Below are 26658 nucleotides of genomic sequence, written 5' to 3' on the forward strand. Positions count from 1 at the left end.
GAACCGCATGCGCGTCCTGCTGACCGGAGGGGCCGGCTTCATCGGCCAGCACGTCCTGACCCGGCTCCTCGACCGCGGTCACGAGGTGCGCGTGCTGGATTCCCTGCGCCCCGACGTGCACCGCGATGGCAAGGGATGGCCCCCACCCGACGGCGTCGAACTGCAGATCGGCGACGTGCGCGACGCGGCGGCCTGCAACAAGGCGCTGGCCGGCATGGAGGCCGTGGTGCACCTCGCCGCCAAGGTCGGGCTCGGCGTGGATATCGCCGACATGCCAGATTACGCCTCCTCCAACGATGCCGGCACGGGCGAGCTGCTGGCTGGGATGGCCAGACACGGCGTGGCGCGGCTCACCATCGCGAGCTCCATGGTGGTCTATGGCGAGGGCGTGGGCCTCTGCGCCGAGCATGGCGCGGTGCGGCCTGGTCCGCGTCTGGAAGCCTCGCTGGCCGCCAGCGATTTCGAGCCGCCCTGTCCCGTCTGCGGCAAAGCCCTCGGCACCGCGCTGGTCGGCGAGTCCGTGGCTCTCGATCCCCGCAACGCCTATGCGACGAGCAAGATGGCGCAGGAATTCTACGCCTCGAACTGGGCGCGGGTCGCCGGCGGATCCGTGGCCGCGATGCGCTACCACAATGTCTACGGGCCCGGCATGCCGCGCGACACGCCCTATGCCGGCGTGGCCGCCATCTTCACTTCGGCGCTGCGTGCCGGGAAGGCGCCGCGCGTCTTCGAGGATGGCGGCCAGCGGCGCGACTTCGTGCATGTTCGCGATATCGCCTCGGCCACAGTCGCGGCCTGCGAGAAGGTCACAGCGGGCGTGCACGCCTTCAACGTCGGCTCGGGCACGCCGCGCACGGTGGGCGAGATGGCCGTGGCGCTGGCGAAGGCGCTCGACGGGCCAGAGCCGGTCGTCACCGGGCAATACCGGCTTGGTGATGTCCGGCACATCACGGCCGATTCCGAAAAGCTGCGTCGGGAGCTGGGTTGGGCGCCTTCTGTCGAATTCCCCGATGGCATGACCGAGCTGGCGCACCAGCCGGTCGCTTGAGTTAGGCCGCGGCTTCCAGCGCCCGCGACAGTGCCGGCAGCGCCGCCTCCAGCTCCACCGGCGGCAAATGGCCGAAGCCCAGCCGGAACACCCGCTGCGCCTCGCCGAACCACGGGCCGGGCGCGAGCCGCAGCTCCTCCTGCGGCAGGGCCGCCCAGAAGCGGTCGACGCCCGCGCCGTTCACCCGCCGCGGATGCAGCCGCAGGCAGCAGAGCGCCCCGGCATCGGGGCGGATGATCTGCACGAGGCCCGACGCGGTGCCATGCCAGCGCAGCACCGCCTGCAGCGCCTCCCCCAGCGCCCGGCGCCGGACGGCCAGCACATGGTCGGGCCGGCGCAGCAGCAGGGCCGCTAGCGCCTCGTCGAGCACGGAGCCGGAGATGACCAGGGATTCCTTGGCCGCCACGAGCTGCTCGCGCAGCGCGGCGTCGCGCAGGGTGAGCCAACCGATGCGAAGGCCCGGCGCGCCATGCGCCTTGGAGAGCGAGCCGGCGGTGACCACGCGCGGGTCCAGCCCGGCCGCGCTCGGCGGCGGGGGGCCGCCATGGGTGGCCTCGCGATAGGTCTCGTCCAGGAAGAGCAAGGCCTGGGGGGCCCGGCGCGCCATCTCCGCCAGCAGCGCCTCGATCGCCGCGCGCGGCACGCGCACGCCGCTGGGGTTCTGCGGATCAGCCAGACAGACCAGCCGGGTGTCCGGGCCGAGCAGGGCGGCGATGCGGTCCACATCCGCCTGGTAGCCGTCCTCGAAGCGCAGACGCGCGACGCGGACCGGCACGCGCGCGCGTTCCAGCGCGTCGCGCATCGGCCCGAAGCAGGGGGTGACGAGCACGGCCTCGCCGCCCGTCAGCGAAGCGAGAAGGAAGAGGCCGAGCATGGTGCCCGGGACCGTCAGGACCTCGCCGGCCGCGACGCCGCAGTTCGCGCCCACGGCAGCGCGCAGCGCCGGCGCACCGGAGGGATCGCCATAGTCCAGCGCGAGTTCGCCGAGGCCCTCGCCCAGCTCCATCAGCTCGCCGAAGCGCAGGCTCCGCACGGTGCTCTCCGCAAGGTTGTACCGCTTAGCCCCGCCCGGGGTGGTGAGCCGCCAGATGGCCGTGCTGGATCGAGTCATAGGCACTCCGCGATGACGCACAGGAATGCAACGCGCGAGGGCTGCGTCTGGACGCGCGATCTGACGCTTCCGCCCATGACGATCGGGTGAGAAATCCGCGTCAGAGGCCGCTGAACCAGTTGAAGCCGCGATCCTCCCAATAGCCGCCGGGATAGTCGTTGGTGACCTCGATGGAGGTGATCCATTTCGGGTTCTTGAAGCCGAGCTTCACCGCCGTGCGCAGCCGTAGCGGATAGCCGAAGGGATCGGCGATTGCCTCACGCGCGTATTTCGTGGCGAGCAGCGTCTGCGGATGCAGCGCCGACGCCATGTCGATGCTGCCCCAGTAGCCATCGGCGCAGCGGAAGGCGACGTAGCGGCAGGAAAGGTCCGCCCCGACGCGCTCGAGGAAGAGCCGCAGCGGCACGCCCGACCATTGGCCAATATAGTCCCAACCCTCGACGCAGATGTGGCGGATGATAATCTCCTGCTCGGGCAGGGCCATGATCTGCGGCACCGTCCAGGGCTGGCGCTCGGCGATGCGGCCGGCGAGCTCCAGCTTCCAGGTCGTGCCGTCGACGGGCTGGACGTCGCCCACTTCGTAGAAGGCGTTGAAGCGCGGGGGCTTCACGACCATCGATTCCGGATAGGTGGGCGCCAGCTTCGTGGGATCGAAGAGCCAGGCCTGGACGCGGTCGTTGAAGCGAGAGATGGCGCGCAGCGTGGCCTGGATCGTATCGGAATCCTTCGGGCTGCAACCGCCCAGCATGGCCAGCGCGCCGAGCGAGAGGCTGCCGCGCAGCAGGCCGCGGCGCTCGATCTCGCGCAGCAAGGGCGCGTGCTGCTGGAAGATGGTGGCGTCGGGCGCCGCGCCAGGGCGGAAGCGCGACTTCGAGACCGACTTGGTCATGCGCGCTTCTCCGGCGGAACGACTGGCCCCCCATTCACCATGGCGAGCAGCGTGCGCGGCACCAGCAGCGCCAGCGCGACATGCACGAAGAGGAAGCCGACGATCCCTGCCATGCCGAGGAAATGCGCGAGCCGCGCGCCCTGGAACCCACCGAAGAGCGCGGTCAGACTGGAGAACTGCACCGGCTTCCAGATCGCGATGCCCGAGAGCACTTGCACGATCGCCGCCAGGATCACGCCGATATAAAGTAGCTTCTGCACCGAATTGTAGACGGTGAGGTCGTCATGGGCGAGCTTGAACCGTAGCGCGTCCCTGATGTCGTGCACCGCCGCGCGCGCGCTGATCGGCAGGAGCTTCCTCCGGAAGCGGCCGGCGATAAGGCCGTAGAGCAGATAGGCCAGCCCGTTGAAGACCAGCACCCACATGGCCGCGAAGTGCCAGAGCAAATGCTCCGCCGCCCAGCTACCCAGCAGCAGCCAATGCGGGAAGAAAACCCAGCCGAGAATCGCCTCGTCATTGTAGATGCCCAGGCCGGAGAGGATCATGACGATCATCGCGGCTGCGTTGATCCAGTGCATGATGCGCACCGGCCAGGGGTGCAACCGGCGCCCGGTGCGCGGCATGGTCGCGGCTTCCATCGTCGCCTCCTTGTCCCTGCATTTATTCTTCGGCCGGCGGGTGATGTTGGTTACACCCTGGTCCGATACGGCGAAGAGGAAGACATGGCGGAGGATCATCTATGCGCTTGGCGGTCGCGTTCCTGATACTGATTATCCCCGGCCTCGCCTTGGCCCAGGGAGCGCATTCCGCGGGCGAGGCGACGCCCGATCGGCCGCGCAGTGAGGCGGCCCTGGCGCGGTACCCGCAGCCAGTGCGCGCCGGCGACCTAGCCGGGAGGCGGGTGATCGAGGATACTCAGCAACAGGCCGTGCTGGGCCGCGCGATCGCGGCGGCGCGCGGCGCGGACGGACGAACGGTCCTGCTCATGGAGCACGGCGGCATCCTGGGCTTCGGCACGCGGCGGATCCTGGTGCCGCTGGACGCGCTAGCGCTGCTCGGCCAGCTGATCGTCCTGAAGGATCTGGCCCCCGCGCAACTCGTGACGCTGCCAGAGGTGGTGATGCCGGAACTGCTGCCACCCGACACTGTGCTGCGCATGGGGCTCGCGAGGAACTGAGCGCCTGTTTGAAATGTTGTTGCGACGCGTCGAGTGATGATCCCAAGGACGGCGCATTCGGGTCGCATGACATGAAAGGTCGCACGCTCGCGATGTAGCATGGATCGGTTGCTGATGATTGCCGCACCCTTCGGTCATTCTGCGGCGCTTCGCACTCGACCGCATTGATTTTCACGAGGTCCGCTTTCGCGCTGCGGGCATTCGCAGTTCAACGACCGGAACGGGCGAAGCCGCCGTCGGTCCCCCGTTCAATAATGGCATGGAGCACCCGCAAAAGTAGCGACCTGGGCCTCCCAACTGACCGGAAACGGCTCCATCAGCGCCGCAAACGAAAGGCCATTGAGCTGCCGCCCGTCCAAGATCGCCTCGATGACGACGGGTGCCAGTAGCGTGAGCCGCAGCACCCGTGAGACGTAGGACGGGCTAATTCCTTCTTTGGCCGCCAGGTCTTCGAGCGAGATGTAGCGCCCCTCGTTCAGCAGCCGTCGCCACCGAAAGGCACGCCCCAGCGCCTTCGCGAGGGTCACGTCCATCCGCGCCGGGACGTGCAGGACATGGCCGGCTGGAGCCACCACCAGCTTGCGCCCTCCCCGCTTCCGAATATTGAGCGGAACCCGGACGGTGAGCATCTGCTCCGATGCAATCATGCCGCGGCTCTCGTTGCCGAGGACCGGAGGTCTCGCGCCAACGTCGCCAAGCCCTCTACGCGCATCCGGACATCCGCTCCGTCAGCGCCGACATCTACCCGATCCACCAGCAGCTGCGTGATGCGCGCCTGTTCCGCTGGAAAGAGCTGATCCCATAGCGGGTCAAGCTGCTCCAGCGCCCCCCTCACCTCTTGCTCAGATACGTCCCGCTGTGTCGCATGCGCAGCCTGCCAAGTCCCCAGCATCACCTCCGGCTGGCGCAGGAGGCCTCGGACATGCGCGATTACCGCGCCTTCGATCTCCTTGGCCGATATGCGCGCCACAGTCGGCCCGTCAGCGGCGCCACCCTTTAGCACCGATTGGCTGACGTAGTAGCGGTACTGCTGGCCACGGCGCCCGCGCGTGTGGGTCGGCGACATGGCGCGGCCGTCGCTGCCGAAGATGAGGCCGCGCAGCAGCGCAGGCGTCTGGCAGCGCGTGCGGTTGGCACGGACCCTTGGGCTCACGGTCAGCACGGCATGCGCCGCGTCCCACATCGCCCGCGGCACGATGGCGGCATGCTCTCCGGGATGCGACGTCCCTTTGTGCATCGCCTCGCCGAGATAGGTCCGGTTGCTCAGCACTCTGTAGACGTCGCTCTTGGTGAAGATGCGGCCGCGTTTCGTGAGATGGCCTTCAGCGCGCAGGGCCTGGACCAGCTTGGTGCCGGACCCCGTCTCCACGAAGCCCTCGAAGATCCGCCGCACCAGGGCCGCTTCGATATCATTCACCAGCAGCTTCCGATCCCGCGCGTCATAGCCGAGGGGCACGAACCCACCCATCCAGATCCCCCGTGCCCTCGACGCCGCCACCTTGTCCCGGATGCGCTCTCCGATCACCTCACGCTCGAACTGCGCGAAGGAGAGCAGGATGTTCAGCGTCAGCCGTCCCATGCTGGTCGTTGTGTTGAACGACTGCGTTACCGAGACGAAGGTCACACTGTTGGCGTCGAACACCTCGACCAGCTTCGCGAAATCCATGAGCGCCCGCGACAGCCGATCGATTTTGTAGACCACCACCACGTCGACGAGGCCGCGCTCGATATCCGCCAGCAGGCGCCGCAGCGCCGGCCGCTCCAGCGTGCCGCCGGACACGCCGCCATCGTCGTAGCGGTCCGGTACCAGCACCCACCCCTCGGAGCGCTGGCTGGCGATGTACGCCTCGCAGGCTTCGCGTTGGGCGTCGAGCGAGTTGAACTCCATGTCGAGGCCCTCCTCGCTCGACTTGCGCGTGTAGACGGCGGCGCGGACCCTCCGGACGGTGGCTGGCATGGTAGCGCTGGGCTCCGGCTTGCGCTTCATGCCGCGGACCTCCGGGTCTTGAGGCCGAAAAACGTCCAGCCGTTCCAGCGCGTGCCGGTGATGGCGCGGGCGACCGCGGACAGCGACTGATAGGGCCGCCCCTGGAATTCATACCCTTCCCGTAGGACCGTCACCGAATACTCGGCGCCCTGGAATTCGCGGATGAGCCGCGTGCCGGCGACCGGTTTATCGTCGCCGCGGATGCGGCGGACGACCGGATTGCCGCCGTCGAGCTGCTCCCCTAGTGCCTCCAGGCGCTGCAGCGTCTCGGGCTTCAGGCCGCCAAAGGCCAGCTCCTGGACGCGATAGGCCAGGCGGCTCTCCAGGTAGCGGCGGTTGTAGGGCGGCGGCTCGGCCGCGAAGAGCTCCCTCCACTGCTGCTTGAGGTCGGGCGTGGAGGCGGTTGTCAGGGCCGCCAGCCGGCCCAGCACATCGGCCGGCGGGATGGCGGCGATGGTCGGTCCGAGGCTGGTCTCGGCCTTGGTCCTCGTGGTCCGGGTCATGCGTCTCTCCGAGTTGCGGGGGGCGCATGACCGCTCTGGTCGGGCAGGAAGTGTAGCGAAGTCTCTCTGTGGACCGCGATGCCGCGCGCGATATCATCAGCGGTGCGACTCCGCAGCCGCACTAATCCGCGGGCGAGCATTTCACACACCTCGTGCAGATGAGGGGGGAGATAGGAAGGTTGCTTATCTGGTTTCACCGGCAGGCCCCGGTCCTCGATGCCGGCCGCAGCCCCTTGCCTTCGACTGCCGAGCCGACCACCGCAGCCGGCCGCCCTTGCGACAGCTACCGGATGCGTGACGCCGCTTCGATCGCCGCCGACAGCAGCCGCGCGCTTTCCTGCGCGCTGACGGTTCGGCCGATCTTGGCGATCTCCGCGGCAAAGGCCCGTTCCGCGTTCGAATGCCCAAGTTCCGCCGCGCGCCGGAACATCACGATGCGCGTTTCCTGCGGCATATCTACGATTAGCATTCCCCGATCGATCATTTCGGACAGGCTCACCCAGCAGTCGGGATCGTTCAGCTGCGCACCGGCGGCGAATTTACGGATCGCCTCGAAGGTATTTTGCCGGTCCTGGATGAGCATCCATCCCAGATTGTCGAAGGCCGCTGCATAGCTGCGCTGGGAAAGCCCGAGGAAGACGTCGAAGGCTGCCGGCCGGTTCACGAATTGCAGGGCTCGGGCGTATTGGTAGTGGAAACGTAGCACCCTCGGGAATCGCTGCACCGCTTCCTGGCAAGCCCTGATGGCGGCCTCCGCCTGCCGCCGCAGTTGCGGGAATGCCACCGCCTGGATGCCGGGGAGCCTGCCTCGGTCCGTGGGGTTGGCGGCCAGCTCGTCACATGCATGCTGAGGCGCCGAGTCGCTTGCGGCAGCCGGCCTGGCCATTGCTGACCCAGGACTCGCTGGCTCGGCGTTAGCTGGGGCCACTGGGGGGCGCAGGCTGAAGCGAATGGGAACGGTGACTTGGATAATCTCGTCCGGCAACTGGCCCGGCAAGGACGGCAGCGGCGATGACTGGGAGACGGCCGCACCGGCAGCGGCATCGAGTTCGCTGTCGCCGGAGCTCTGCACGATCCGCCAGAAGTCCAAGGTTCCGTTGCGGCGGATGCCGAGCCTCAAGACCACAAGGCCTTGGGCACCGCGCGCTCGCGCGCCATAGGGATATTCCTGGCGCCGCTGCACAGCTGTCATCAGGGAGGCGAGATAGTCCGTCGGCAAGGCCTGCGCCTCGGCGGGACGCGGTGGCGCAGGAGGCGGTGACGAAGGCGCCGGCGCGGGTGGCGGCGCCATCGCCGGAGCAGGCTCCGGGGGATTGATGCGCGGCGGTGGCAGAGCCGGCGGCGCAACGGAACCGAAGGATGTGGCGTTTGGGCCCGCGGGTCGGCTGCTCGGTGCGGGGCGGGAATCGTATGCCCCTAAGGAAGCGGCGGTTTGCTGATGGCGGTCCTGAAGGTACTCCCTGGCGCCGACGAAGTGGCCCGCCAAGGCAAGGACCAGGGGGACGATGACCGTCCCATGGCCCGCCCGCGCGAGCCAGGACTTATCGGGGATATTGAAGCGAGCGCCGTCATTGTCTCCCTGATCGGCAGAGGCGACGGCGACATTGGACCGGGAAGCCTTCTCGAGATTTAGGATTGCGGACCGCACGGCTGCCGAATGGCTCAGGATCGCGTGCCGGCGGACGAAGCCGTAACCCAGAGCTACGGCGAAGATGGCGATGCCGATCCAATAGGGGCCTGGAGGCGCGCCGCGATTGTTCAGGCTGGCGGCGATGGCGGCGAAGGCCACGGCAGAGGCGGCGGCTGGCAGGAATCCCAGCGCTACCGCCCGCTTCCGGTCGCCATCCTCGGGCAGGGCGTCCCCGATGACTCGACGAATATCGCGCCCGTCTACCCAGATCTGGTATTGTATCGATTCGAAAACACATGTTATCCGGCTGACGGGCAATAGCACGCAGCTTGTCTCGTAGTCGTGCGTCCCGCGCCAACTCCAGTCCCGCTGGCGGTCGCCTTGGGCGTTTCCGTGGACGTTGCTCTCCATTTCGGCATTGACGCGAGCCCTAACCGTCTCGTCGAATACATTGCGCTGGTGAATGACCGCCTTTTCGATATCGAATCCGGAAGCAAAATTGGCGATCTGCGTGCTCAACTCCCCCGAATGATTCAACTCCATGAACCGGGCCACGCTCGCGGGTATTGCGTCGCCGGCATAGCCGAGGAAATCGAAGGGGCCGAAAAAATTGCCATGGGCCGGCGACCAGTCCACCACGGTGCGATACCGCGTGACGGGCCGCGTTCGGTTGTTTCCCTCCTGGACCCATTCGGTATAGGGCTCCTGGCGTTCGAAACCGAAGCTCGCCGTCCAGGTGCCTTCGTAGCTTCCGAGGTATCGAAAGAACGGCCTGTAGGCTCGCTCGATCTTTGTAATCTCGGCACCGCTGACGAAATCGTCGCGCGTATATTTGCCGCCGGCCATGTACTCGCGGGCGGAAAGTTCGAGCTGCCTAGTGGTTACCTTCATCGGCGAGATGGCATCGAATCCATCCGGGATGACTTCGCTTTCCGACGTCAGCAGCGTCGCTCGCCCACAAAATTCGCATTTGAGCGAATGCGCCCCGGCAGAAAAACTTTGCTGGGCCCCGCATGAATCGCAGTTGAATATGCGATCGGGGCCCAAGGCGTCAGCGCCACCGAAACCATTCATTCCTATTATACCTTCGACCTTTGCCGATTTATTTCATCAGCCCGAAGCATCAGAAGGTCGTTCACACGGGTCAAGCAAGCCGTGGTGGCGGTCTCGTCACCATCTTTTATGGCATTGGGCAATGACTCTCGAATTTCCGTACGGATGGCCTCGTTGTAGTGAAGTGAGTGCGCGTCGAGATCGCTGGGTTCATAGTTGAGGCGGTCCAGCAGGCGCTGGACGTCTGGGACATATTTTACCGGGACGCGAGACTGAATTGAAACAATGGACGATTTGATATCCCGGAGAGTCGTCCCATTTCCCGTGTCAGAGCCGGGAGGAAATGCGACATCGGCCGAAAGCCGCAATATCATAAGAAGGATGATCGGAATCGTGATGGACAAGACAAATACTGCTATACAAAAGGTCACTGGGAATTTCAAAAAATTAAGCACAACTGTCGTCGCGGCCAGGACAGCATAAATAGTCAGAATGGAGCCTAAGGGCCCAATGGCAAAAATGGAACGTGAAATATTGTGTCGTCTGCCCAACATGCTCGTCGGCGGACAGACCAGCAGGCCCAATGAAATGCCAAAATTGAGCTGGAACACGACGAAAGTGCTATCTGTATGCGGCCAGGACACGAGAATTCCGACGATAGTGACCAGAGCCGTCGCCAGAAATCCCGATAATTTCAAATAGAGGTTCATTTTCGTGCCTTATGCCGAAAGAATTTTCTGCTTTTCTGCAGCGAATTCTACGTCGGTGAGGAGTCCCTCTGCGAGGAGCATCCCTAACTCCCGAAGGATTTTGATCTTCTCGGTCGGTGACATCCTGGCACTGGCGGACGCCTCCGGCTGGCCCGCCGTCAAAGGGGCACTCTGGCCGAAATTAGGAAGCTCCGCGCCGATGCGGGACATGGCCTGTCCCATGGGCAGGCCGATGCCGGCCCCCAGACCGATGCCCATACCCGCCCCCAACACCGTTCCCGCAGAGCCTTCGTTGCCGGCAGCGGTCTCCATGACGTCGAAGCCACGCTCCTGCTGATAATTGAAGCCGACGATCTGCATTTCGGCGCGCTTCGCGAGGGCTGCCTTCAGGCTTACGACACCGGGATCATTTTCGGGCAGGTTGATCGAGTTAATATTAAAATTTTCTAGGTGAAGGCCATATTCGTCCATCTCTCCCGTCAAGGTCTCCATCAAAAGCCGAGACATTTGATCGAGATTTGAGGATATCTCCAGTACTGATATTTTATTGTTAACAATTTGCCGACTAATTTCGGTTTTAATTCGAGTGATGAAAATGCCCTGAAAATAAGACATGACGCTTTCGGCGTCGAAATAACGTAACGTACCTACAAGCTTGAGAAGAAATTTCTTTGAATCTTTGACTTTAACGGCATACTGCCCAAAGGATCGCACTGGGACCATCAAGCCGAATTTAGGATCTTGCAGCTGAATAGGGTCTGGCGTTCCCCATTTGATATCCATATTGACTTGCTTGTTGACAAACCATACTTCCGCAGAAAATGGCGATTGCCCGCCGAAAGGAATACCAATCAGAGCCCTGATGATCGGTATATTCTCCGTTGCCAGCGTATGACGACCAGCGCCGAAAGGACCCTCGTACACGCCCCCCTTCACGAGATAAGCTTCTTGGGACTCATTTACGATTAACTGAGTATAGGTTGACAGTTCTTCTGATGGAAATTTCCAAGCCAATATATCGGGCGCGCCATTCCATTTCACAAAATCAATGACGGCCATCGTAATCCTCCAACATAGAACTCTAAGCGCATAATTTTAGCTTCGAATGTAAGCGGATTTTCGATTGAAAGTCTGCAAACAACTTTCCAATCTATATTTTATACATGATTTTTCATATATTCGTGCCGAATCATCTCTGAATTCGATTATGTGCAGTTTTCATACGCCGTGATAGGGTGTTTTGCGCCTCCCAAAAGAAGAAATATCTCCTGTAGAAGCAGGTGACGTTCAGGAATCGCGTGCCTGGATGACGAGCATCAACACAGCCAAGCATGGCCCGAATCGACTTCCAACCGACGGTGGAAAACCATCGAGAGCCGCGTGTGCTTCATATCAATCGGCGGCTCGCGCATTGGAGCGGCCTATGTTCTGGCTCTAAGTCCCTTCTGCTCCCTGCCCGTGGCGGTCGACCATTGATAATTCGCATTGACCATCGGGTATTCTAGGTCCGGCTCGTCCCAGCAGGCCTCGAAGCCTTACGAACACATCCGCCTTGCCCTAATCGCTGTAGCGTCGGAACGCCGTGCGCCAATTGCCCAACACGGCCAGCAGATCACACCACGGGCTGCCGGTCCGTGCGATCCACGGCACCGCCTCACGAATAGGCGGTTGTCGCTCCCGCTCCACCCGGATCGGTCAGCCTACCAAACAATGTGTTTCCATCTTCGCCCATTGCGCATCGTCAGCACGTAGCGATCCATCCACAGCGTGAGTTACGCCTCTCGCGCGAAGGGCATCCCAAATCCCCACTGAACTTGGAAAGTGCTTATCTGTCTCCCGCGAAGGCGCAGGCCATCATTCGAGGTCACCCCAGGGCGCACCGCCTCCAATTCCTAGCGCTGCCGCGGCACGGTCAACTGTCGCGAGATGTGAAGCTGTGAAGAGGCACGGCCCACATGAGCAATGCGGCCAGTCGCGATTGGATGCGGACCGGGACGGCATCCCCTGCGAGCTCGACGTATGGGGCGGCAGATCGAACGGTGGGCGGTTTCGAAAGGAGCGATCAGGACGGCGAGTGACGCGGACCATCGGGGTCATATTGGCCTAGCCACACCATCCCTCCCGCCTTCCCCGCCCATCATAGGGCCGTGCATGCCGCTCCTGTATTAGGATCTGCGCCACATCCCGTCCCTGTCGATCCCGAACAATCGCAAGGAGTCGGCGGTAACGGTCGCGACCATGTGGCTCCAAACTTATCCCAGAGCCTATAAGTGTCGTGAGCCGATCCTTGGCTGCACGAGCAGCTCGTATCCGGGGCAACTCCAAAGCCCGGATACACCCGGGTTTCACCGATCTGAAACCAGTCCGTCATCGGTTCTTCGCAGCAAGCCGCTAGGCCCGCCCCTGCAGAATGGGACGATGTTAGATGACTGGACGACGCAACGTGCTGCTGATCGTGGTCGATCAGTGGCGCGCCGATTTCCTGAAGAATCTCGGCGCGGATTTCCTGCGGACTCCGAACCTGGACCGGCTCTGCCGCGAGGGCGTGACCTTCCGCAACCACGTCACCACCACCGTGCCGTGCGGCCCGGCGCGCGCGAGCCTGCTGACGGGCCTCTACCTGATGAACCATCGCGCCGTGCAGAACACGGTGCCGCTGGATGCCCGGCACACCAACCTCGCGAAGCAGTTGCGGCGCATCGGCTACGACCCCGCGCTGATCGGTTACACCACCTCGACGCCCGATCCGCGCACGAGCAGCGAGCGCGATCCGCGGTTCACCTATCTGGGTGACCTGATGGACGGCTTCCGCAGCGTCGGCGCCTTCGAGCCGACGATGGACGGCTACTTCGGCTGGCTGGCGCACAAGGGCTACGAGCTGCCGGAGAAGCGCGAGAACATCTGGCTTCCTGAAGGCGAGGACTGCGAGCCCGGCGTCACCACCCGCCCCAGCCGCATCCCCGCCGAGCTCTCCGACACGGCCTATTTCACCGAGCGCGCGCTGACCTATCTGAAGGGCGTCGGCAACAAGCCCTGGTTCCTGCATCTGGGCTATTACCGGCCGCACCCGCCCTTCATCGCCTCCGCGCCCTATCACGCGATGTACCGCGCGGAGGACATGCCCGCCCCCGTCCGCGCGCCCGACTGGCAGGCGGAGGCGTCGCAGCACCCGCTGCTCGACTTCTATCTGCGCGGCATCAGCCAGGGCAGCTTCTTCCATGGCGCCGGCGGCGCGGCGACGGAGCTCGACGAAGCCAGTATCCGCCAGATGCGCGCGACCTATGCCGGCATGATGACCGAGATCGACAACAATCTCGGCCGCGTCTTCGAATACCTGGAACAGACGGGCCAGTGGGAAGAGACGACGATCATCTTCACCTCGGACCATGGCGAGCAGCTGGGCGACCACTACCTGCTCGGCAAGATCGGTTATTTCGACGAGAGCTTCCGCATTCCGCTCGTGGTGAAGCAGGCCGGGAAGACCCCTCGCGCGGGCCAGATCGAGGACGCCTTCACGGAAAGCGTGGACGTGATGCCGACCATCCTCGAGCATCTCGGCGGCGAGATCCCGCGCGCCTGCGACGGCCGCTCGCTCCTGCCGCTGCTGGCCGGCCCCGCGCCCGCCGATTGGCGCGACCTGCTGCACTACGAGTACGATTTCCGCGACGTCTTCTACTCCAAGCCGGAAAGCGCGCTCGGCCTCTCGCTGGATGAGAGCAGCCTCTGCGCCGTGCAGGACGCGCGCTACAAATACGTGCACTTCGCTGCCCTGCCGCCGCTCTTCTTCGACCTTGAGGCGGACCCCCATCAGTTCCGCAACCTGGCGGAAGACCCGGCCTATGCCTCGCTCGTGAAGGACTACGCGCAGAAGGCGCTGTCCTGGCGGTTGTCGCATGCCGAACGCACGCTGACCCATTTCCGCGCCACGCCGCAGGGGCTGGAGGAACGGCACGTCGCGCCGACCCTTCCCGCCCTGCGCGATGCCGCCGAATAACCCCGGAACGAGAGTCCCATCATGATCTCCCGCCGCCCCCTCCTCGCCTTGCCGACTCTGCTGGCCGCGCCCGCTTTGGCGCAATCGGACAATCGGCCGTCGATCACCATCGCGGTCCAGAAGATCACCAACAGCAACACCCTGGAGCCGCTGCGCGAGCAGTCCAATGTGGGCGAGCGCGTCTTCTACTCCTCGCTCTGGGAGGGGTTGATCGGGCGTGACTGGCTGGGCGACCTGAGTGCGCGTCCTGGTCTCGCGACCGAATGGCGCCGCGTGTCCGACAGCGTGCTGGAGCTCTCGCTGCGCCCTGGCGTGCGTTTCCACAACGGCGACGAGATGACCGCCGAGGACGTGGCCTTCTCCTTCGGCCGCTCGCGCATGTTCGGCGACACCCTGGCCACCGCCCAGGGACGCACCCTGCCCTATGGCGAGAACGTCCCCGCGCCGCGTCCCGGCAAGGAATTGCCGCCCGAGGTACCCGCCGTCGCCCGCCGCGCCTTCCCCGCGCTGGAGCGCGTCGAGATCGTGGACCGGATGACGGTGCGCTTCCACAACGCCACGCCCGACGTGACGCTGGAAGGCCGCCTCTCCCGCTTCGGCGCCGATATCGTCAGCCGCCGTGGCTATGAAGAGGCCGCGACCTGGCTCGACTGGGCGCGCAAGCCCGTCACGACCGGCCCTTACAAGGTCGTGGACTTCCGCGCCGACGCCGTGCTCACCCTCGCCGCGCATGACGCCTATTGGGGGGGCCGCCCGCCGATCAAGCAGATCCGCTTCGTCGAGGTGCCGGAGGTGGCGAGCCGCATCAACGGCCTGCTTTCCGGCGACTACACCTTCGCTTGCGACATCCCGCCCGACCAGATCGCCGGCATCGAGCGCAACCGCGCCTTCGAGGTGCAGGGCGGCACCATCCTGAACCATCGCCTGACGGTCTTCGACAAGAACCACGCCACCCTGCGCGACCCGCGCATCCGCCGCGCCTTCACGCATTCGATCGACCGCCAGGCCATCGTGGACGCGCTCTGGGCCGGCCGCACCGAGGTGCCGAAGGGGCTGCAATGGCCCTTCTACGGCGACATGCTGATCCAGGACTGGGCGGTGCCGCGCTTCGATCTCGCCGAGGCCCGCCGCCTGCTGCGCGAGGCCAATTATCGCGGCGAGCCGATCCCCTATCGCCTGCTCAACAACTACTACACGAACCAGACCGCGACGGCGCAGGTGCTGACCGAGATGTGGCGCGCCGCCGGCCTCAACGTGCAGATCGAGATGAAGGAGAACTGGTCGCAGATCATGGAGCGCGGCCCCACGCGCGCCGTGCGCGACTGGTCCAACAGCGCCGCCTTCAACGATCCGGTGTCCTCGCTGGTGAACCAGCACGGGCCGAATGGGCAGCAGCAGCAGATCGGCGAATGGACGAACGAGGAGATGAACCGCCTCTCCGTCGAGCTCGAGAGCGGCATCGACCGCGCCCGCCGCAAGCTGGCCTTCCGCCGCATGCTCGAGATCTGCGAGCGCGAGGATCCCGCCTATACGGTGCTGCACCAGAACGCGACCTTCACGGCCAAGCGCCGCGAGACGCGCTGGAAGGCCAGCCCGGCCTTCGCCATGGACTTCCGCCCCGGCAATTTCGGGAGCTGAACCGATGTACCGCCGCACCCTCCTCACGACCTCGCTTGCGGCCCCGCTCGCCGCGCCCGCCATCGGCCAGGCGCAGACGGATGACCGCCCCAGCATCACCGTCGCGGTCCAGAAGATCGCGAACAGCAACACGCTCGACATCGCGCGTGAGAACAGCAACGTCGGGACGCGGCATTTCTCCTGCTACACGGAAGTGCTGATCGACACCGACTGGATCGACACGCTGCGCCCCCGGCCCGGCCTCGCCTTGAGCTGGGAGCGCAAGGACGCCCGCAGCGTCGATGTCGCGCTGCGCCCCGGCGTGCGCTTCCACAATGGCGACGAGATGACCGCCGAGGACGTCGCCGCCTCCTTCGGGCCCGAGCGCCTGATGGGCGGAAGCTCCGGCGCCGCCGCGCGCGTCCCGCGCGAGGTGAGCAGCTATGGCCGCGCCGTCTTCCCGGGCCTCAGCGTCGAGATCACCGGCCGGCATTCGCTGCGCTTCATCTCCGAGCGGCCCGATCCCGTGCTCGATAAGCGCCTCGGCCATCGCATCGGCATCGTGGTCAACAAGCGCGCGCTCGAGGAGGCGCCGAACTGGCTCGCCTGGTCGCGCAAGCCCATCGGCACCGGCCCCTATCGCGTGGCCGATTTCCGCCCGGACAACATGCTGGTGCTGGAGGCCTTCGACGAATACTGGGGCGGCCGCCCGCCGCTGAAGCGCATCCGCTTCGTCGAGGTTCCGGAAGTGTCGGCGCGCATCGCCGGCCTGCTCTCCGGCGAGTACCAGTTCGCCTGCGACATCCCGCCCGACCAGATCCCCGAGATCGAGCGCAATCGCGGCTTCGAGGTGCTGGGCGGGCTCATCGCCAACCATCGCTTCATCACCTTCGACAAGAGCCACGCCCAGCTCGCCGATCCGCGCATGCGCCGCGCCCTCTCGCTCTCCATCGATCGCGACGCGATCGTGCAGGGCCTCTGGTCGGGCCGCACCGAGGTGCCGCGCGGAATGCAGTTCCCCTTCTACGGCGACATGTATCTCGCCGATTGGCCCAAGCCCCGCTTCGACGTGGACGAGGCGCGCAAGCTGGTGCGGGAGGCCGGCTATCGCGGCGAGCCCATCCCCTATCGCCTGCTCAACAACTACTACACCGCCCAGACGCCGACGGCGCAGGTGCTGGTGGAGATGTGGCGCGCGGCCGGGCTGAACGTGCAGATCCAGATGCGCGAGAACTGGGCCCAGATCAGCGCGCCGGGCGGCCGCGGGCTGCGCGACTGGTCGAGCACGGTCTTCATCGCCGATCCGGTCTCGAACATGCCCAATACCTGGGGCCGCAACGGCTCCTTCACGGCCGGCGGCGAGTGGAGCAACGAGGAGGCCTTCGTGGCCGCCGACGCGCTGGAGGCCGAGATGGACCCGACCCGTCGCCGCGCCGCCATGCGCAAGCTGCTCACCGTGCTGGAGCATGACGATCCGGCCTATGCCATGCTGCACCAGGCGGCGAACTTCACCGGCAAGCGGCGCGACATCAAGTGGAAGGCCGCGCAGTCCTTCCTCATGGACTTCCGGCCGGGCAACTGGGGTGTCTGAGCCCCTTCTCTCCATTCGCGACCTCGCCGTCGATTTCGGCGGGTCGCCGGCGCTGCGGGGCATCAGCCTCGACGTGCATCCGGGCGAGGCCCTGGGCCTCGTGGGCGAAAGCGGCTGCGGCAAGTCGGTCACCTGGCTGGCCGCGCTCGGTCTGCTGCCGAAGAAGGCCCGCGTCACCGGCCGCGTGACCCTCCGCGGCGAAGAGATGCTGGGCGCGAGGCCCGCCCGGCTGAACCATCTGCGCGGCGGCACCGTCGCGATGATCTTCCAGGACCCGGCCAGCAGCCTCAATCCGGTGAGCCGTATCGGCAAGCAGATCGTCGAGGCGCTGGCGTTGCACCAGGGCCTCAAGGGCACCGCCGCCCGTGCCGAGGCCAAGCGCCTGCTCGACCAGGTCGGCATGCCCGATGCGGCGCGCCGGTTGGATGCCTATGCGCATGAGCTGTCCGGCGGCCAGAACCAGCGCGTGATGATCGCCATGGCGCTCGCAGGTCAGCCCGAACTGCTGGTCGCGGACGAGCCCACCACCGCGCTCGACGTCACCATCCAGGCGCAGATCCTCGAGCTGCTACAATCGCTGCGGCGCGAGCGGAACATGGCGCTGGTGCTCATCACCCATGATCTCGGTGTCGTGGCCGAAACCTGCGAGCGCGTGGCGGTCATGTATGCCGGCCGCATCGTGGAGGAGGCGCCGGTCGATCGCCTCTTCGCCGCGCCCCTTCACCCCTATGCGCAGGGCCTGCTCGGCGCGCTGCCGCCGCTGAACGGCGAGCGCCGGCCCCTCACCGCCATTCCCGGCAGCGTGCCGGAGCCCTGGGCCATGCCGCCCGGCTGCGCCTTCGCGCCGCGCTGCCCCAAAGTCTGCGGGCGCTGCAACTACGAGCTGCCCGCGCTCCGCACGATGGAGCCCGCGCACCGCACCTCCTGCTTGCTTGCGCAGCCCGTGATGGCATTCGCATGAGCGCCCCGCTGCTGGAGGCGCGCGACCTGATGCGCCGCTACTGGATGCGTCGGGGCCCCTTCGGCAAGGCCGCCGAGGTCCGGGCGCTGGACGGCGTGAGCCTCACGCTGGAAAAGGGCCGCACGCTCGGCCTCGTGGGCGAGAGCGGCTGCGGCAAGTCCACGACCGGGCGCCTCGTCCTCGGGCTGGAGGCGCCCGATGCCGGCGCCGTCCGCTTCGAGGGCGCGCCGATGCCGCCCCCCGGAACGCCCGCCTGGCGCGCCCAGCGCGCGCGGATGCAGATGGTCTTCCAAGATCCGCTCGGCGCGCTCGATCGGCGGCTGACGATCGGCGAGCAGGTGGCCGAGCCGCTCGTCATCCATGGCCGCCCCGCCGGCGCGGGGATCGTGGCCGGGCTGCTCAAGGAGGTGGGCCTGCGCGAGGACCAGGGCGATTGCTATCCGCATGAGCTCTCCGGCGGCCAGCGGCAGCGCGCCGTGCTGGCCCGCGCCCTCGCCACCTCGCCCGAGCTTCTGGTTTGCGACGAGCCGATCTCGGCGCTCGACGTCTCCATCCAGGCGCAGGTGATGAACCTGCTGATGGAGCTGCAGGCGCGGCGCGGGATGGCGATGCTCTTCATCAGCCATGACCTGCGCGCCGTGCGCCAGGTCAGCCATCGCGTGGCGGTGATGTATCTCGGCCGCATCGTCGAGGAGGGCGCGCCGGACGAGGTCCTGCACGACCCCGCGCACCCCTATGCCCGCGCGCTGGTCTCCGCCATTCCGCATCCGAGCCGGCGCGGCCAGCGCATCCTGCTGACCGGCGATCCGCCCAACCCCGCCGAACGCCCGCCCGGCTGCGCCTTCCATCCCCGCTGCGCCGAGGCCGTCGCGCGCTGCCGCGTCGAGGCCCCGCCGCTGCTGGCCCGCGCGGATGGCCGCAGGGTCGCCTGTCACCTGGCGCATGCGCCCGTCGCGAAAGCCGCCTGACATGCTCCGCTTCTTCGCCACGCGGCTCTTCCGGGCCGCGCTGACCATCGCCATGGTCGTGACCTTCGCCTTCCTCGTCCTGCGGCTTTCGGGCGATCCCGCGCAGATCATCATGGGCGCGGATGCGCCGCCGGAAGCCGTCGCCGCCTTCCGCGCCGCCTGGGGCCTCGACGATCCGCTCTGGCAGCAATACTTCCGGTACTTCGGCGCCATCCTGAACGGCGATCTGGGCCGCTCCATGCGCGACGGACGCGATGCGATCCAACTCGTGGCCGAGCGCATCCCCGCGACGCTGGCACTGACCATTCCCGCGCTCCTCATCAAGCTGGCGATCGGCATCCCGGCCGGCATCGTCGCGGCGCTGCACCGGAACTCCTTCCTGGACCGGCTGGTGATGGCGCTCGCCGTCGCGGGCTTCACCGTGCCGTCCTTCGTGCTCGGCCTGCTGCTGGTGCTGGTCTTCGCGGTGCAGCTCGGCTGGCTGCCCTCTGGCGGGCAGGAGAGCTGGCGGCATGCGATCCTGCCGGTGATCACGCTGGGCGTCGGCGGCGCGGCGGTGCTGGCGCGCTTCACGCGCTCGGCCATGCTGGAGGTGCTGGGGCAGCCCTATATCCGCACGGCCTCGGCCAAGGGCGTGCCCTGGCGGCTGGTCGTCACGGGCCATGCGCTGCCGAATGCCGCCATCCCGACCGTGACCATCGTGGGCTTCATGGTGGGCAGCCTCATCGCGGGCGCCGTGGTGGTGGAGAGCGTCTTCTCCTGGCCGGGCGTCGGGCGGCTGCTGGTGGTGGCCGTCGCCAATCGCGACCTCGCCGTCGTGCAATGCATCCTGCTGGTGGTGGCCGGAACCATGGTGGCCTCGAACCTGATCGTGGACCTGCTCTACGGCGCCCTCGACCCGCGCCTGCGCGCCAGCCCGAAGGGAGCGCATTGATGCCTGAGGCCCCTCTCCTGTCCGCGCCTGCGATCCTCGCGCCGAGGCGCGCGCGCAAGAAATTGCCCCTGCTGGCCGTCTTCGCGCTGTCCTGGCTCGGGCTGATGCTGGCGACCGCGCTGCTGGCCGATGTCATCGCGCCCTATGCCTATACCGCGCTGGACCTGCGCAACCGCCTCTCCCCGCCGATCGGCATGGGCGGCGCCTGGCTGCATCCGCTCGGCACGGACGAGCTGGGGCGCGACGTCTTCTCGCGGCTGATCTTCTCCATCCGCACGAGCCTGCTCATCGCCTTCGGCGCCACGATCATCGGCGCCGCGCTGGGCACCACGCTCGGCCTGCTGGCCGCGCATTTCCGCGGGCTGGTGGAGCAGGCGGTGATGGCGCTGGTGGACTTTTCGGCGAGCCTACCCTTCCTGATCCTGGCGCTCTCGGTGCTGGCCTTCTTCGGCAATTCGCTGGGGCTTTTCGTGGCGCTGCTCGGCCTGCACGCCTGGGAGCGCTATGCGCGCATCGCCCGCGGCCTGGCCATCGGCGCGAATGCCCAGGGCTATGCCGCGGCGGTGCGGCAGCTCGGCGCCACGCCGATGCGGATCTATGCGCGGCACATCCTGCCCAACATCGCCTCGACGCTGATCGTCTCGATGACGCTGGCCTTCCCCGAGATCATCCTTCTCGAAAGCGGCCTGTCCTTCCTCGGCCTGGGCGTGCAGCCGCCCGAGACCTCGCTCGGCTCCATGGTCGGCTATGGGCGCGAATACCTGACCCGGGCGCCGTGGATCCTGCTTTCCCCGGCGGCGGTGATCGTGCTGACGACCTTCTGCGTCTCGGCCCTGGGCGACTGGCTGCGCGATCGCCTGGACCCGACCCTGGGGTGACAGGCCCAAGACGCCGCGCTCATTCCGCCCAGGCGGGATCGCCCGTGAAAACGACGGTGAGCCAGCGGTTCGGCCCCGCCTCCCCGACCAGATCGCCGACCTCGTCCCGCAAGGCATCCCACTCGGCGATGGTGCGTGCGGGGGCGTCGGCGGGAACGATGAAATAGAGCTCGATATCCTTGGACCGCCCGACGCGCGCGACATAGGCGCGATAGGAGGCCAGGCCGTGCTTCACGACGAAGGCCTTCGCCACCGTGTCGACATGCAGCTTGAGGTCGAGCGGGGTGACGAGGAAGATGTCGGCCAGCGCCTGGCGGATCGTCGAGACCGGAAGCGGGATGATCAGCAGGCAGACCATCGCCAGGACCGCGGGGTCGATATAGGGCGAAATCCACTGCCATCGCGTGCCTTGCACGAAGTAGCCGATGCTGAAGGCGACCAGCAGCGCCGCGGTGATGCTGGCCGACATGATCCAGCCCTTCACGTCGAGGCGGAGGAATTCCGATCGGATCTTGCGATTGGCGCGGATCTCCACGGTGGCGATGCCCACGCAGGCGATGACCGTGACGGCCGCATAGACGATGGCCCAACCGAATTCGAGGCTGCGACCGCCCTTCAGCAGGCTGCCCACGGCCGTCACGAGAGCATAGAGCGCCGCGCTGATCAGCAGGGTCCCGTTCAGCCCCAGGACCATGGGTTCCAGATGCCAGAAACCCATGGAGAAGCGCTCCCGGAGCTTGCGCGACAGGCTTCCGGTTACCGCGTGGGACAAAATGAGATTCACCACCACGAGCGACAGAAGGCTCATGCTGGCGTCGATCATCGAATAGATGCCGTCGAAGACGATGGAGAAGGAGCCCGAGAACAGGCCGAAGCCGATCCCGAGAAAGGCCACGACCAGCGTGACCGCGACCGACGTCGCCAGGACCCCGCGTTCGGTGGTCAGGTCGAAAATGCGTCTCAAACGCTCTATTCCCATGCCGGCTTCTCCTCCGTGCGTAGCACAAGGTCCGGCTGCGGCCCCGCATTCGCTGTCCGCGCTGCCTGCGGGGCCGGTTTCTACGAGGCCACGGTCTCCTGGTAGATCGCTTCGAGCTCGCGGCACAGCGCCGCCGGGTCGCAGGCCGGGCTTGCGGCGAGGGCCGCGCGCTGGCTCTCGCGGCGCCGGGCCAGGTCCTGCGGATCGCGCGACAGGCGCGTGGCCAGCTCGATGAAGCCCGCCACATCCGGCGCCACGAATTCCCCGAGCCCGGCCGCCATGAGGATCGAGCGGCTGGTACGCCCCGCCCAGCGGTCGCCGATCGTGGTCAGCACGGGCACGCCCTGCCACAGCGCCTCGGCCGTGGTGGTGCCGCCGTTATAGGGAAAGCTGTCGAGGGCGAAGTCGATGCGGCCGTAGGTCGCGAGGAAGTCCTCATGGGAACCGCCGCCCTCGAGGATGATCCGCTCCGGCCCCAGCACCTGCGCCGCGAAGCGGGCCAGCAGGTCCGCCCGGTTCGAGGCGTGGTCCAGCGCGCGGTTGCGCAGCAGCAGCCGTGAACCGGGCACGGCCGTCAGCACCGCCGCCCAGGCCGCGAGGGTCGGATCGGTGAGCTTATAGGCCGAGTTCAGGCTGCCGAAGGTGATGTGTCCCGCCTCCAGGCAGGGCGGCGGGGTGACGGGGGGCGTGGGGTAGAAGAACCGGAACGGAAGATAGGTCTGCCCCACGCGGCGGACCGGCTCGCTGCAAAAGCTCTCCTCCTCGGGCAGGATGCTCCAGCGGTCGCCGACCAGCGCATCGAGGTGCGGGAAGCCGGTGGTGCCGTACATGCCGTTCCAGGCGATCTGCACGGGGGCCGCGCGATGCAGCAGCAGGGGCAGCCGCGCGGGGTGGCTATAGCCGTTGAGGTCCACGAGAACGTCGATCCCGGCCTCGGCGAGGTGGCGCGCCAGCTCGGCATTGGGCATGCCCTCGACCTGCCAGATGCGGTCCTCGGGGTGGTCGCAGTAGCCGGCGGCGGCACAGGGCGGGGGGCCGTCGGCGACGAGGTGCAGCTCGAAGCGCGTGCGGTCATGGGCGTTGATGACGCCCATATACATCTTCATCCAGTTCGGCCGGTCGAAGAAGGCGCCGTAATAGGCGAGGCGCAGCTTCGCGCCGGGGCGATGCCGGGGCGCGATCGGTACGAGGCCGGCCCCCTCGGCCTCCGCCCAATAGCGCCGGATCTCGCGGACCGCGGCATGGCCGAGCTCGGGATCGCCGGGCGCGATCACGGCGAGGTTGCGCAGCGCGGCGGCGCGCGTCTCCCCATCGCCCTCGCGCCAGGCGCGGGCATATTCGCGCACGGCCTCGGAGACATGGCCGATGGCGAAGAGCGCCTTGGCCAGGTTGACGCGGACCTTGGCCTCGTCGGGCCGCAGCCGCAGCGCGTTGCGGAGCGCCGGAATGGCCCCACCATATTCGAGCCGCGAGGCCTGGGCGTGGCCCAGCCCGTTCCAGCCGTCGAAGCTCGCCGGGTCGGCGGCAACGTGGGCCTCGTAGGCGGCAATGGCTTCGTCGTAGCGACCGGCGAGGTGCTGCTGATCGGCTTCGGCAAGGCTCGTCTGGTCCATCGGTCTCCCATAGCGCGACACGCCGGATGCCGATATAGTTGCATGATGCAACCATATGGCACCGATCCCCTCACCGAAAGCATCCGCGGCGCCTCCCGCCAGCTGGTGCGGGAACTGGGCTTCCTGCGCCCCACCCTCGCCGGGACCGCCCTGCCCGCCTCCGCGGTCCACGCGCTGGTCGAGATCGGCGCGCGCCCCGCGATGACGGCGGCCGCGCTGGCCGAGCTCCTCGTGCTCGACAAGTCCAGCGTGAGCCGGATGCTGCGCAAGCTGGTGGCCGCCGGCGAGGTGATGGAGGGCGTGAGCGCCCAGGACGCCCGCGCCAAGCCGCTCTCGCTGACGCGGCAGGGGCGCGCGACCCTGGCTGGCATCGACGATTTCGCGCGCCGCCAGGTCCTGGCCGCCCTGGCGCATATGGCGCCGGACGGGCGGGCCCGGCTGGCGGATAGCCTCGCTGGCTATGCACAGGCGCTGGCGGCATCCCGGAGCGACGCCCATGGATGAGGAGAGCCTCACCGCCCTGGCCGGGCCGGCACCGTCTCCCTCTGCCTCGGGCCAGCTCGCGGGAAAGGTCTGCCTGGTGACGGGCGGCGCCAGCGGCATCGGCCGCGCGACGGCCCTGCGCATGGCGCAGGAGGGTGCGCGGGCGGTGGTGATCGCGGGCCGCCGCGCGGCGCTGGGCGCCGCCGTCGCGCAGGAGCTATGCGCGGCCGGGACGCAAGGGCTCTTCGTCGCGACGGATGTCACGCGCGAGGCGGAGGTGGCGGCCCTCGTCGCGGCGGTGATGGAACGGTTCGGCCGGATGGACGCCGTCTTCAACAATGCCGGATTCCAGGAGAAGCGCGCGCCCCTCGCCGAGCAGACCGACGCCGTCTACGCCCAGGTCTTCGACACGAACCTCCGCGCGCTCTTCTTCGCGATGCGCCACCAGATCCCCGCGATGCTGGCCGGCGGCGGCGGGACCATCGTCAACAATGCGAGCGTGAGCGGGGTGCGAAATCCCAACCCCGGGCTGTCGCTCTACTCGGCCTCCAAGGCCGCGGCGCTGATGCTCACGCGCTCGGCGGCGATGGAATATGCGCCCCAGGGCCTGCGCATCAACGCGGTCGCGCCGGGACGCGTGGTGACGGAGATGATGCTGGGCTCGGGCATCGCCGATATGCGCCAGGTCGCCGCCGGGCTGCCGCTGCGCCGGATGGGTCGGCCGGAGGAGGTGGCCGCGGCGGTCTGCTGGCTGCTTTCCGGCGAGGCGAGCTACGTCGTGGGCAACACGCTTTGCGCCGATGGCGGGTTCCTGGCGGGGTGACGGGGATTCGGGGCGCGGCCCCGAATCCCCGGCGTCGCCTCAGCCCGGGAAGGGGTACTTGTCCAGGTACTTCTGGTAGTCCGGCTCCACGTCGATCGCGAGGCTCGCCAGCGTGCGCACCACGGCGCAGTAGAAGGCGGCGGTGACCGTCAGGTCCACCATCGCCTCGTTGTCGAAATGCTTCTGCAATTCGGCGAAGGTCTCCGGGGACATGCCGCCGGCATAGACCTCGCGCGCGCCCTTCAGCACCAGCTTCGCCAGCGGATCCAGCCCGTTCGGCTTGCCGTCCGTCTCGGCGATCAGGGCCGCGATGTCGTCATCCGTGACGCCAAAGTCGTAGCCGATCTTCACGTGATGCGACCACTCATAGGGCGAGCGCGCCAGCCAGCCCACCTGCAGGATCGCGAGCTCGCGCAGCCGCGCGTCGAGCTTCATCCCATAGCGGATGTACTGCCCCAGCCCGCTGAAGGCGCGCGCCGCGCCGGGGCTGTTCACCAGGCAGCGGTGCAGCGTGATCATGCGCTTGAGCAGCGGGCGATCCGCCTCGGCGAGGTCTTCGGGATTCAAATAGGGCAGCCGGGCCATGCGCGTTTCCTCCAGGGGTTCTTGGCGTCCAGCCTGATCGCTCCGCGCGCGCTTGAACAGGCCGCCCCGGCACTTTGACCCACGTGGATTTCCGGCACAGATTGTCCCCAAAGATTATACAGAGGAAAGCTATCCATGATGCACCGAGATCTCCGCCTCCCCAGGCGGGCCGCGCTCGGACTGGCCGGGGCGCTGGCGGCCCCGGGGATCGCGCGCGCCGCCTTCCCCGACCGCGGCATCCGCCTGATCGTGCCCTATGGCGGCGGCGGCCAGACCGACATCGTCTCCCGCGTCACGGCGGATGCGCTGCAGCAGCGCCTCGGCCAGCCCGTGATGGTGGACAACCGTCCGGGCGGGGCGGGTAACACGGCCGCCGAGGCCTTCGTCCGCTCGCCGGCCGATGGCTACACGCTGATGATCGCCACCATGGGCACCAATAGCGGGCTGAACGCCCTGCTCTATCGCAGCCTGTCCTACGACTGGGAGAAGGACTTCCTGCCCATCGGCCAGTTCTGTTCGACGGCGCATGCGGTGGTCGTTCACCGCTCCATCCCGGCCGAGAATTTCTCCGAGCTTGTCGGCTGGATCAAGGCCAATCCGGGCAAGTTCAACTTCGCCTCCGCCGGCGTCGGCGCCAGCACGCATCTGCTGATGGAGGACATGGGCGAGCGCCTGGGGCTCGAGATGGTGCACGTGCCCTATCGCCAGAGCACCCAGGCCATGACCGACCTTCTCTCGGGCCGCATCCACGCCCGCTGCATGGGCCTGCCCGAGGCCGAGACGGTGCGCAACACGCCCAGCGTGCGCGCCATCGCCATCACCAGCGCCGAGCGCCGCGCCGCCTGGCCGGGCGTGCCCACGGTGGCCGAGACGATCCCCGGCTTCACCGGCGTGGTCTATTTCGGCATCACCGCCCGCACCGGCACACCGCCCGAGGTGGTCGAGCGCATCTCGGCCGCGCTCAACGAGGCGCTCGCCGATCCGCGCGTGCAGGCCGGCTATGACCGCGTGGGCGCCGATGTCGCCGCGCGCAACACCCCCGAGGAATTCCGCGGCGTCACCCGCGTCGATGCGGAACGCTGGGGCCCCCTCATCCGACGTCTCAACCTGGTGGCCGACTGATC

25 protein-coding genes are annotated in these 26658 nt (G+C 67.1%); 13 read left to right on the forward strand and 12 right to left on the reverse strand.

Going from position 1 to position 26658, the window contains the following annotated elements; all coding sequences use genetic code 11:
* The first annotated feature begins 7 nt into the window (after positions 1 to 7).
* Positions 8 to 1048 carry an NAD-dependent epimerase/dehydratase family protein gene (locus tag ACO057_RS06930; protein WP_421989989.1) on the forward strand — a complete coding sequence of 347 codons (1041 nt, stop codon included), beginning with the start codon at positions 8 to 10 and terminating at the stop codon, positions 1046 to 1048.
* Between the two features lies 1 nt (position 1049).
* Here the strand turns inward: ACO057_RS06930 and ACO057_RS06935 are convergent, their stop codons facing one another.
* The 3 genes from ACO057_RS06935 to ACO057_RS06945 all read right to left on the reverse strand — a co-directional run bounded on the left by ACO057_RS06935 (position 1050) and on the right by ACO057_RS06945 (position 3785).
* Complete coding sequence (locus ACO057_RS06935; protein ID WP_421989991.1) at positions 1050 to 2159, reverse strand: pyridoxal phosphate-dependent aminotransferase; 1110 nt, start codon at positions 2157 to 2159, stop codon at positions 1050 to 1052.
* Positions 2160 to 2259: 100 nt separating this feature from the next.
* Positions 2260 to 3048 carry a molybdopterin-dependent oxidoreductase gene (locus tag ACO057_RS06940; protein ID WP_421989993.1) on the reverse strand — a complete coding sequence of 263 codons (789 nt, stop codon included), beginning with the start codon at positions 3046 to 3048 and terminating at the stop codon, positions 2260 to 2262.
* Entirely contained in the window at positions 3045 to 3785 is a 741-nt protein-coding gene (locus tag ACO057_RS06945) for a cytochrome b/b6 domain-containing protein (RefSeq protein ID WP_421989995.1), read from the reverse strand. Before ACO057_RS06945 ends, ACO057_RS06940 begins: the two co-directional genes overlap by 4 nt.
* A gap of 8 nt (positions 3786 to 3793) precedes the next feature.
* Between ACO057_RS06945 and ACO057_RS06950 the strand changes: the two genes are divergently transcribed.
* The gene (locus ACO057_RS06950; protein ID WP_421989997.1) at positions 3794 to 4225 is read left to right on the forward strand and encodes a hypothetical protein; all 432 of its coding nucleotides are present in this window, start codon (positions 3794 to 3796) and stop codon (positions 4223 to 4225) included.
* A 248-nt stretch (positions 4226 to 4473) separates the two neighbouring features.
* Here the strand turns inward: ACO057_RS06950 and ACO057_RS06955 are convergent, their stop codons facing one another.
* From ACO057_RS06955 to ACO057_RS06980, 6 genes are all read right to left on the reverse strand, one after another.
* On the reverse strand, positions 4474 to 4854 hold the full coding sequence (locus ACO057_RS06955; RefSeq protein WP_421989999.1) for a hypothetical protein: 381 nt from the start codon (positions 4852 to 4854) through the stop codon (positions 4474 to 4476).
* Positions 4855 to 4868: 14 nt separating this feature from the next.
* Positions 4869 to 6212, reverse strand: coding sequence for a recombinase family protein (locus ACO057_RS06960; RefSeq protein ID WP_421990001.1), 1344 nt, complete (start codon positions 6210 to 6212; stop codon positions 4869 to 4871).
* Positions 6209 to 6715: a DUF2924 domain-containing protein gene (locus tag ACO057_RS06965; protein WP_421990003.1), complete on the reverse strand. Its 507-nt coding sequence runs from the start codon at positions 6713 to 6715 to the stop codon at positions 6209 to 6211. The genes ACO057_RS06960 and ACO057_RS06965 overlap by 4 nt, the downstream gene beginning before the upstream one ends.
* A 283-nt stretch (positions 6716 to 6998) precedes the next feature.
* Positions 6999 to 9419 (reverse strand): TonB family protein, encoded by a 2421-nt coding sequence (locus ACO057_RS06970; RefSeq protein WP_421990005.1) that lies wholly within the window; start codon positions 9417 to 9419, stop codon positions 6999 to 7001.
* 5 nt (positions 9420 to 9424) lie between these two features.
* A complete protein-coding gene (locus ACO057_RS06975; RefSeq protein WP_421990007.1) occupies positions 9425 to 10108 on the reverse strand; it encodes a hypothetical protein in 684 nt (227 codons plus the stop codon).
* Positions 10109 to 10117: 9 nt separating this feature from the next.
* Entirely contained in the window at positions 10118 to 11167 is a 1050-nt protein-coding gene (locus ACO057_RS06980; RefSeq protein ID WP_421990009.1) for an SPFH domain-containing protein, read from the reverse strand.
* A gap of 829 nt (positions 11168 to 11996) precedes the next feature.
* Between ACO057_RS06980 and ACO057_RS06985 the strand changes: the two genes are divergently transcribed.
* The 8 genes from ACO057_RS06985 to ACO057_RS07020 all read left to right on the forward strand — a co-directional run bounded on the left by ACO057_RS06985 (position 11997) and on the right by ACO057_RS07020 (position 21051).
* A complete protein-coding gene (locus ACO057_RS06985; RefSeq protein WP_421990602.1) occupies positions 11997 to 12215 on the forward strand; it encodes an excalibur calcium-binding domain-containing protein in 219 nt (72 codons plus the stop codon).
* A 318-nt stretch (positions 12216 to 12533) separates the two neighbouring features.
* On the forward strand, positions 12534 to 14102 hold the full coding sequence (gene pehA, locus ACO057_RS06990) for a phosphoric/sulfuric ester hydrolase PehA (RefSeq protein ID WP_421990011.1): 1569 nt from the start codon (positions 12534 to 12536) through the stop codon (positions 14100 to 14102).
* A 21-nt stretch (positions 14103 to 14123) separates the two neighbouring features.
* Positions 14124 to 15740, forward strand: coding sequence for an ABC transporter substrate-binding protein (locus tag ACO057_RS06995; RefSeq protein ID WP_421990014.1), 1617 nt, complete (start codon positions 14124 to 14126; stop codon positions 15738 to 15740).
* A gap of 4 nt (positions 15741 to 15744) precedes the next feature.
* Complete coding sequence (locus ACO057_RS07000; RefSeq protein ID WP_421990016.1) at positions 15745 to 17310, forward strand: ABC transporter substrate-binding protein; 1566 nt, start codon at positions 15745 to 15747, stop codon at positions 17308 to 17310.
* Positions 17303 to 18271, forward strand: a complete 969-nt coding sequence (locus tag ACO057_RS07005) for an ABC transporter ATP-binding protein (protein ID WP_421990018.1) — start codon at positions 17303 to 17305, stop codon at positions 18269 to 18271. The genes ACO057_RS07000 and ACO057_RS07005 overlap by 8 nt, the downstream gene beginning before the upstream one ends.
* A complete protein-coding gene (locus ACO057_RS07010; protein WP_421990020.1) occupies positions 18268 to 19239 on the forward strand; it encodes an ABC transporter ATP-binding protein in 972 nt (323 codons plus the stop codon). The genes ACO057_RS07005 and ACO057_RS07010 overlap by 4 nt, the downstream gene beginning before the upstream one ends.
* A gap of 1 nt (position 19240) precedes the next feature.
* Complete coding sequence (locus ACO057_RS07015; RefSeq protein ID WP_421990022.1) at positions 19241 to 20173, forward strand: ABC transporter permease; 933 nt, start codon at positions 19241 to 19243, stop codon at positions 20171 to 20173.
* The gene (locus tag ACO057_RS07020) at positions 20173 to 21051 is read left to right on the forward strand and encodes an ABC transporter permease (protein WP_421990024.1); all 879 of its coding nucleotides are present in this window, start codon (positions 20173 to 20175) and stop codon (positions 21049 to 21051) included. Before ACO057_RS07015 ends, ACO057_RS07020 begins: the two co-directional genes overlap by 1 nt.
* Before the next feature lie 19 nt (positions 21052 to 21070).
* Here the strand turns inward: ACO057_RS07020 and ACO057_RS07025 are convergent, their stop codons facing one another.
* Positions 21071 to 22015 (reverse strand): cation diffusion facilitator family transporter, encoded by a 945-nt coding sequence (locus ACO057_RS07025; protein WP_421990026.1) that lies wholly within the window; start codon positions 22013 to 22015, stop codon positions 21071 to 21073.
* Positions 22016 to 22110: 95 nt separating this feature from the next.
* Complete coding sequence (locus tag ACO057_RS07030) at positions 22111 to 23643, reverse strand: tetratricopeptide repeat protein (RefSeq protein ID WP_421990028.1); 1533 nt, start codon at positions 23641 to 23643, stop codon at positions 22111 to 22113.
* A gap of 42 nt (positions 23644 to 23685) precedes the next feature.
* Here ACO057_RS07030 and ACO057_RS07035 point away from each other — a divergent pair, with 42 nt between their 5' ends.
* Positions 23686 to 24147, forward strand: coding sequence for a MarR family winged helix-turn-helix transcriptional regulator (locus ACO057_RS07035; RefSeq protein WP_421990030.1), 462 nt, complete (start codon positions 23686 to 23688; stop codon positions 24145 to 24147).
* A complete protein-coding gene (locus tag ACO057_RS07040) occupies positions 24140 to 24949 on the forward strand; it encodes an SDR family NAD(P)-dependent oxidoreductase (RefSeq protein ID WP_421990032.1) in 810 nt (269 codons plus the stop codon). The genes ACO057_RS07035 and ACO057_RS07040 overlap by 8 nt, the downstream gene beginning before the upstream one ends.
* 39 nt (positions 24950 to 24988) lie before the next feature.
* On the opposite strand, the gene ACO057_RS07045 is transcribed toward ACO057_RS07040, so the two are convergent.
* Complete coding sequence (locus ACO057_RS07045; RefSeq protein WP_421990034.1) at positions 24989 to 25534, reverse strand: carboxymuconolactone decarboxylase family protein; 546 nt, start codon at positions 25532 to 25534, stop codon at positions 24989 to 24991.
* Positions 25535 to 25669: 135 nt separating this feature from the next.
* Here ACO057_RS07045 and ACO057_RS07050 point away from each other — a divergent pair, with 135 nt between their 5' ends.
* Entirely contained in the window at positions 25670 to 26656 is a 987-nt protein-coding gene (locus tag ACO057_RS07050; protein ID WP_421990036.1) for a Bug family tripartite tricarboxylate transporter substrate binding protein, read from the forward strand.
* Positions 26657 to 26658: the final 2 nt, after the last annotated feature.

It is taken from the genome of Roseococcus sp. (assembly GCF_965227005.1).
Classification (GTDB): domain Bacteria; phylum Pseudomonadota; class Alphaproteobacteria; order Acetobacterales; family Acetobacteraceae; genus Roseococcus.

What these genes read in the sequence shown, in the direction of transcription:
- ACO057_RS06930 (WP_421989989.1), top strand. Translation starts at nt 8, where the DNA reads ATGCGCGTCCTGCTGACCGGAGGGGCCGGCTTCATCGGCCAGCACGTC.
- ACO057_RS06935 (WP_421989991.1), bottom strand. Translation starts at nt 2,159, where the DNA reads ATGACTCGATCCAGCACGGCCATCTGGCGGCTCACCACCCCGGGCGGG.
- ACO057_RS06940 (WP_421989993.1), bottom strand. Translation starts at nt 3,048, where the DNA reads ATGACCAAGTCGGTCTCGAAGTCGCGCTTCCGCCCTGGCGCGGCGCCC.
- ACO057_RS06945 (WP_421989995.1), bottom strand. Translation starts at nt 3,785, where the DNA reads ATGATCCTCCGCCATGTCTTCCTCTTCGCCGTATCGGACCAGGGTGTA.
- ACO057_RS06955 (WP_421989999.1), bottom strand. Translation starts at nt 4,854, where the DNA reads ATGCTCACCGTCCGGGTTCCGCTCAATATTCGGAAGCGGGGAGGGCGC.
- ACO057_RS06960 (WP_421990001.1), bottom strand. Translation starts at nt 6,212, where the DNA reads ATGAAGCGCAAGCCGGAGCCCAGCGCTACCATGCCAGCCACCGTCCGG.
- ACO057_RS06965 (WP_421990003.1), bottom strand. Translation starts at nt 6,715, where the DNA reads ATGACCCGGACCACGAGGACCAAGGCCGAGACCAGCCTCGGACCGACC.
- ACO057_RS06970 (WP_421990005.1), bottom strand. Translation starts at nt 9,419, where the DNA reads ATGAATGGTTTCGGTGGCGCTGACGCCTTGGGCCCCGATCGCATATTC.
- ACO057_RS06975 (WP_421990007.1), bottom strand. Translation starts at nt 10,108, where the DNA reads ATGAACCTCTATTTGAAATTATCGGGATTTCTGGCGACGGCTCTGGTC.
- ACO057_RS06980 (WP_421990009.1), bottom strand. Translation starts at nt 11,167, where the DNA reads ATGGCCGTCATTGATTTTGTGAAATGGAATGGCGCGCCCGATATATTG.
- pehA (WP_421990011.1), top strand. Translation starts at nt 12,534, where the DNA reads ATGACTGGACGACGCAACGTGCTGCTGATCGTGGTCGATCAGTGGCGC.
- ACO057_RS06995 (WP_421990014.1), top strand. Translation starts at nt 14,124, where the DNA reads ATGATCTCCCGCCGCCCCCTCCTCGCCTTGCCGACTCTGCTGGCCGCG.
- ACO057_RS07000 (WP_421990016.1), top strand. Translation starts at nt 15,745, where the DNA reads ATGTACCGCCGCACCCTCCTCACGACCTCGCTTGCGGCCCCGCTCGCC.
- ACO057_RS07010 (WP_421990020.1), top strand. Translation starts at nt 18,268, where the DNA reads ATGAGCGCCCCGCTGCTGGAGGCGCGCGACCTGATGCGCCGCTACTGG.
- ACO057_RS07015 (WP_421990022.1), top strand. Translation starts at nt 19,241, where the DNA reads ATGCTCCGCTTCTTCGCCACGCGGCTCTTCCGGGCCGCGCTGACCATC.
- ACO057_RS07020 (WP_421990024.1), top strand. Translation starts at nt 20,173, where the DNA reads ATGCCTGAGGCCCCTCTCCTGTCCGCGCCTGCGATCCTCGCGCCGAGG.
- ACO057_RS07030 (WP_421990028.1), bottom strand. Translation starts at nt 23,643, where the DNA reads ATGGACCAGACGAGCCTTGCCGAAGCCGATCAGCAGCACCTCGCCGGT.
- ACO057_RS07035 (WP_421990030.1), top strand. Translation starts at nt 23,686, where the DNA reads ATGATGCAACCATATGGCACCGATCCCCTCACCGAAAGCATCCGCGGC.
- ACO057_RS07040 (WP_421990032.1), top strand. Translation starts at nt 24,140, where the DNA reads ATGGATGAGGAGAGCCTCACCGCCCTGGCCGGGCCGGCACCGTCTCCC.
- ACO057_RS07045 (WP_421990034.1), bottom strand. Translation starts at nt 25,534, where the DNA reads ATGGCCCGGCTGCCCTATTTGAATCCCGAAGACCTCGCCGAGGCGGAT.
- ACO057_RS07050 (WP_421990036.1), top strand. Translation starts at nt 25,670, where the DNA reads ATGATGCACCGAGATCTCCGCCTCCCCAGGCGGGCCGCGCTCGGACTG.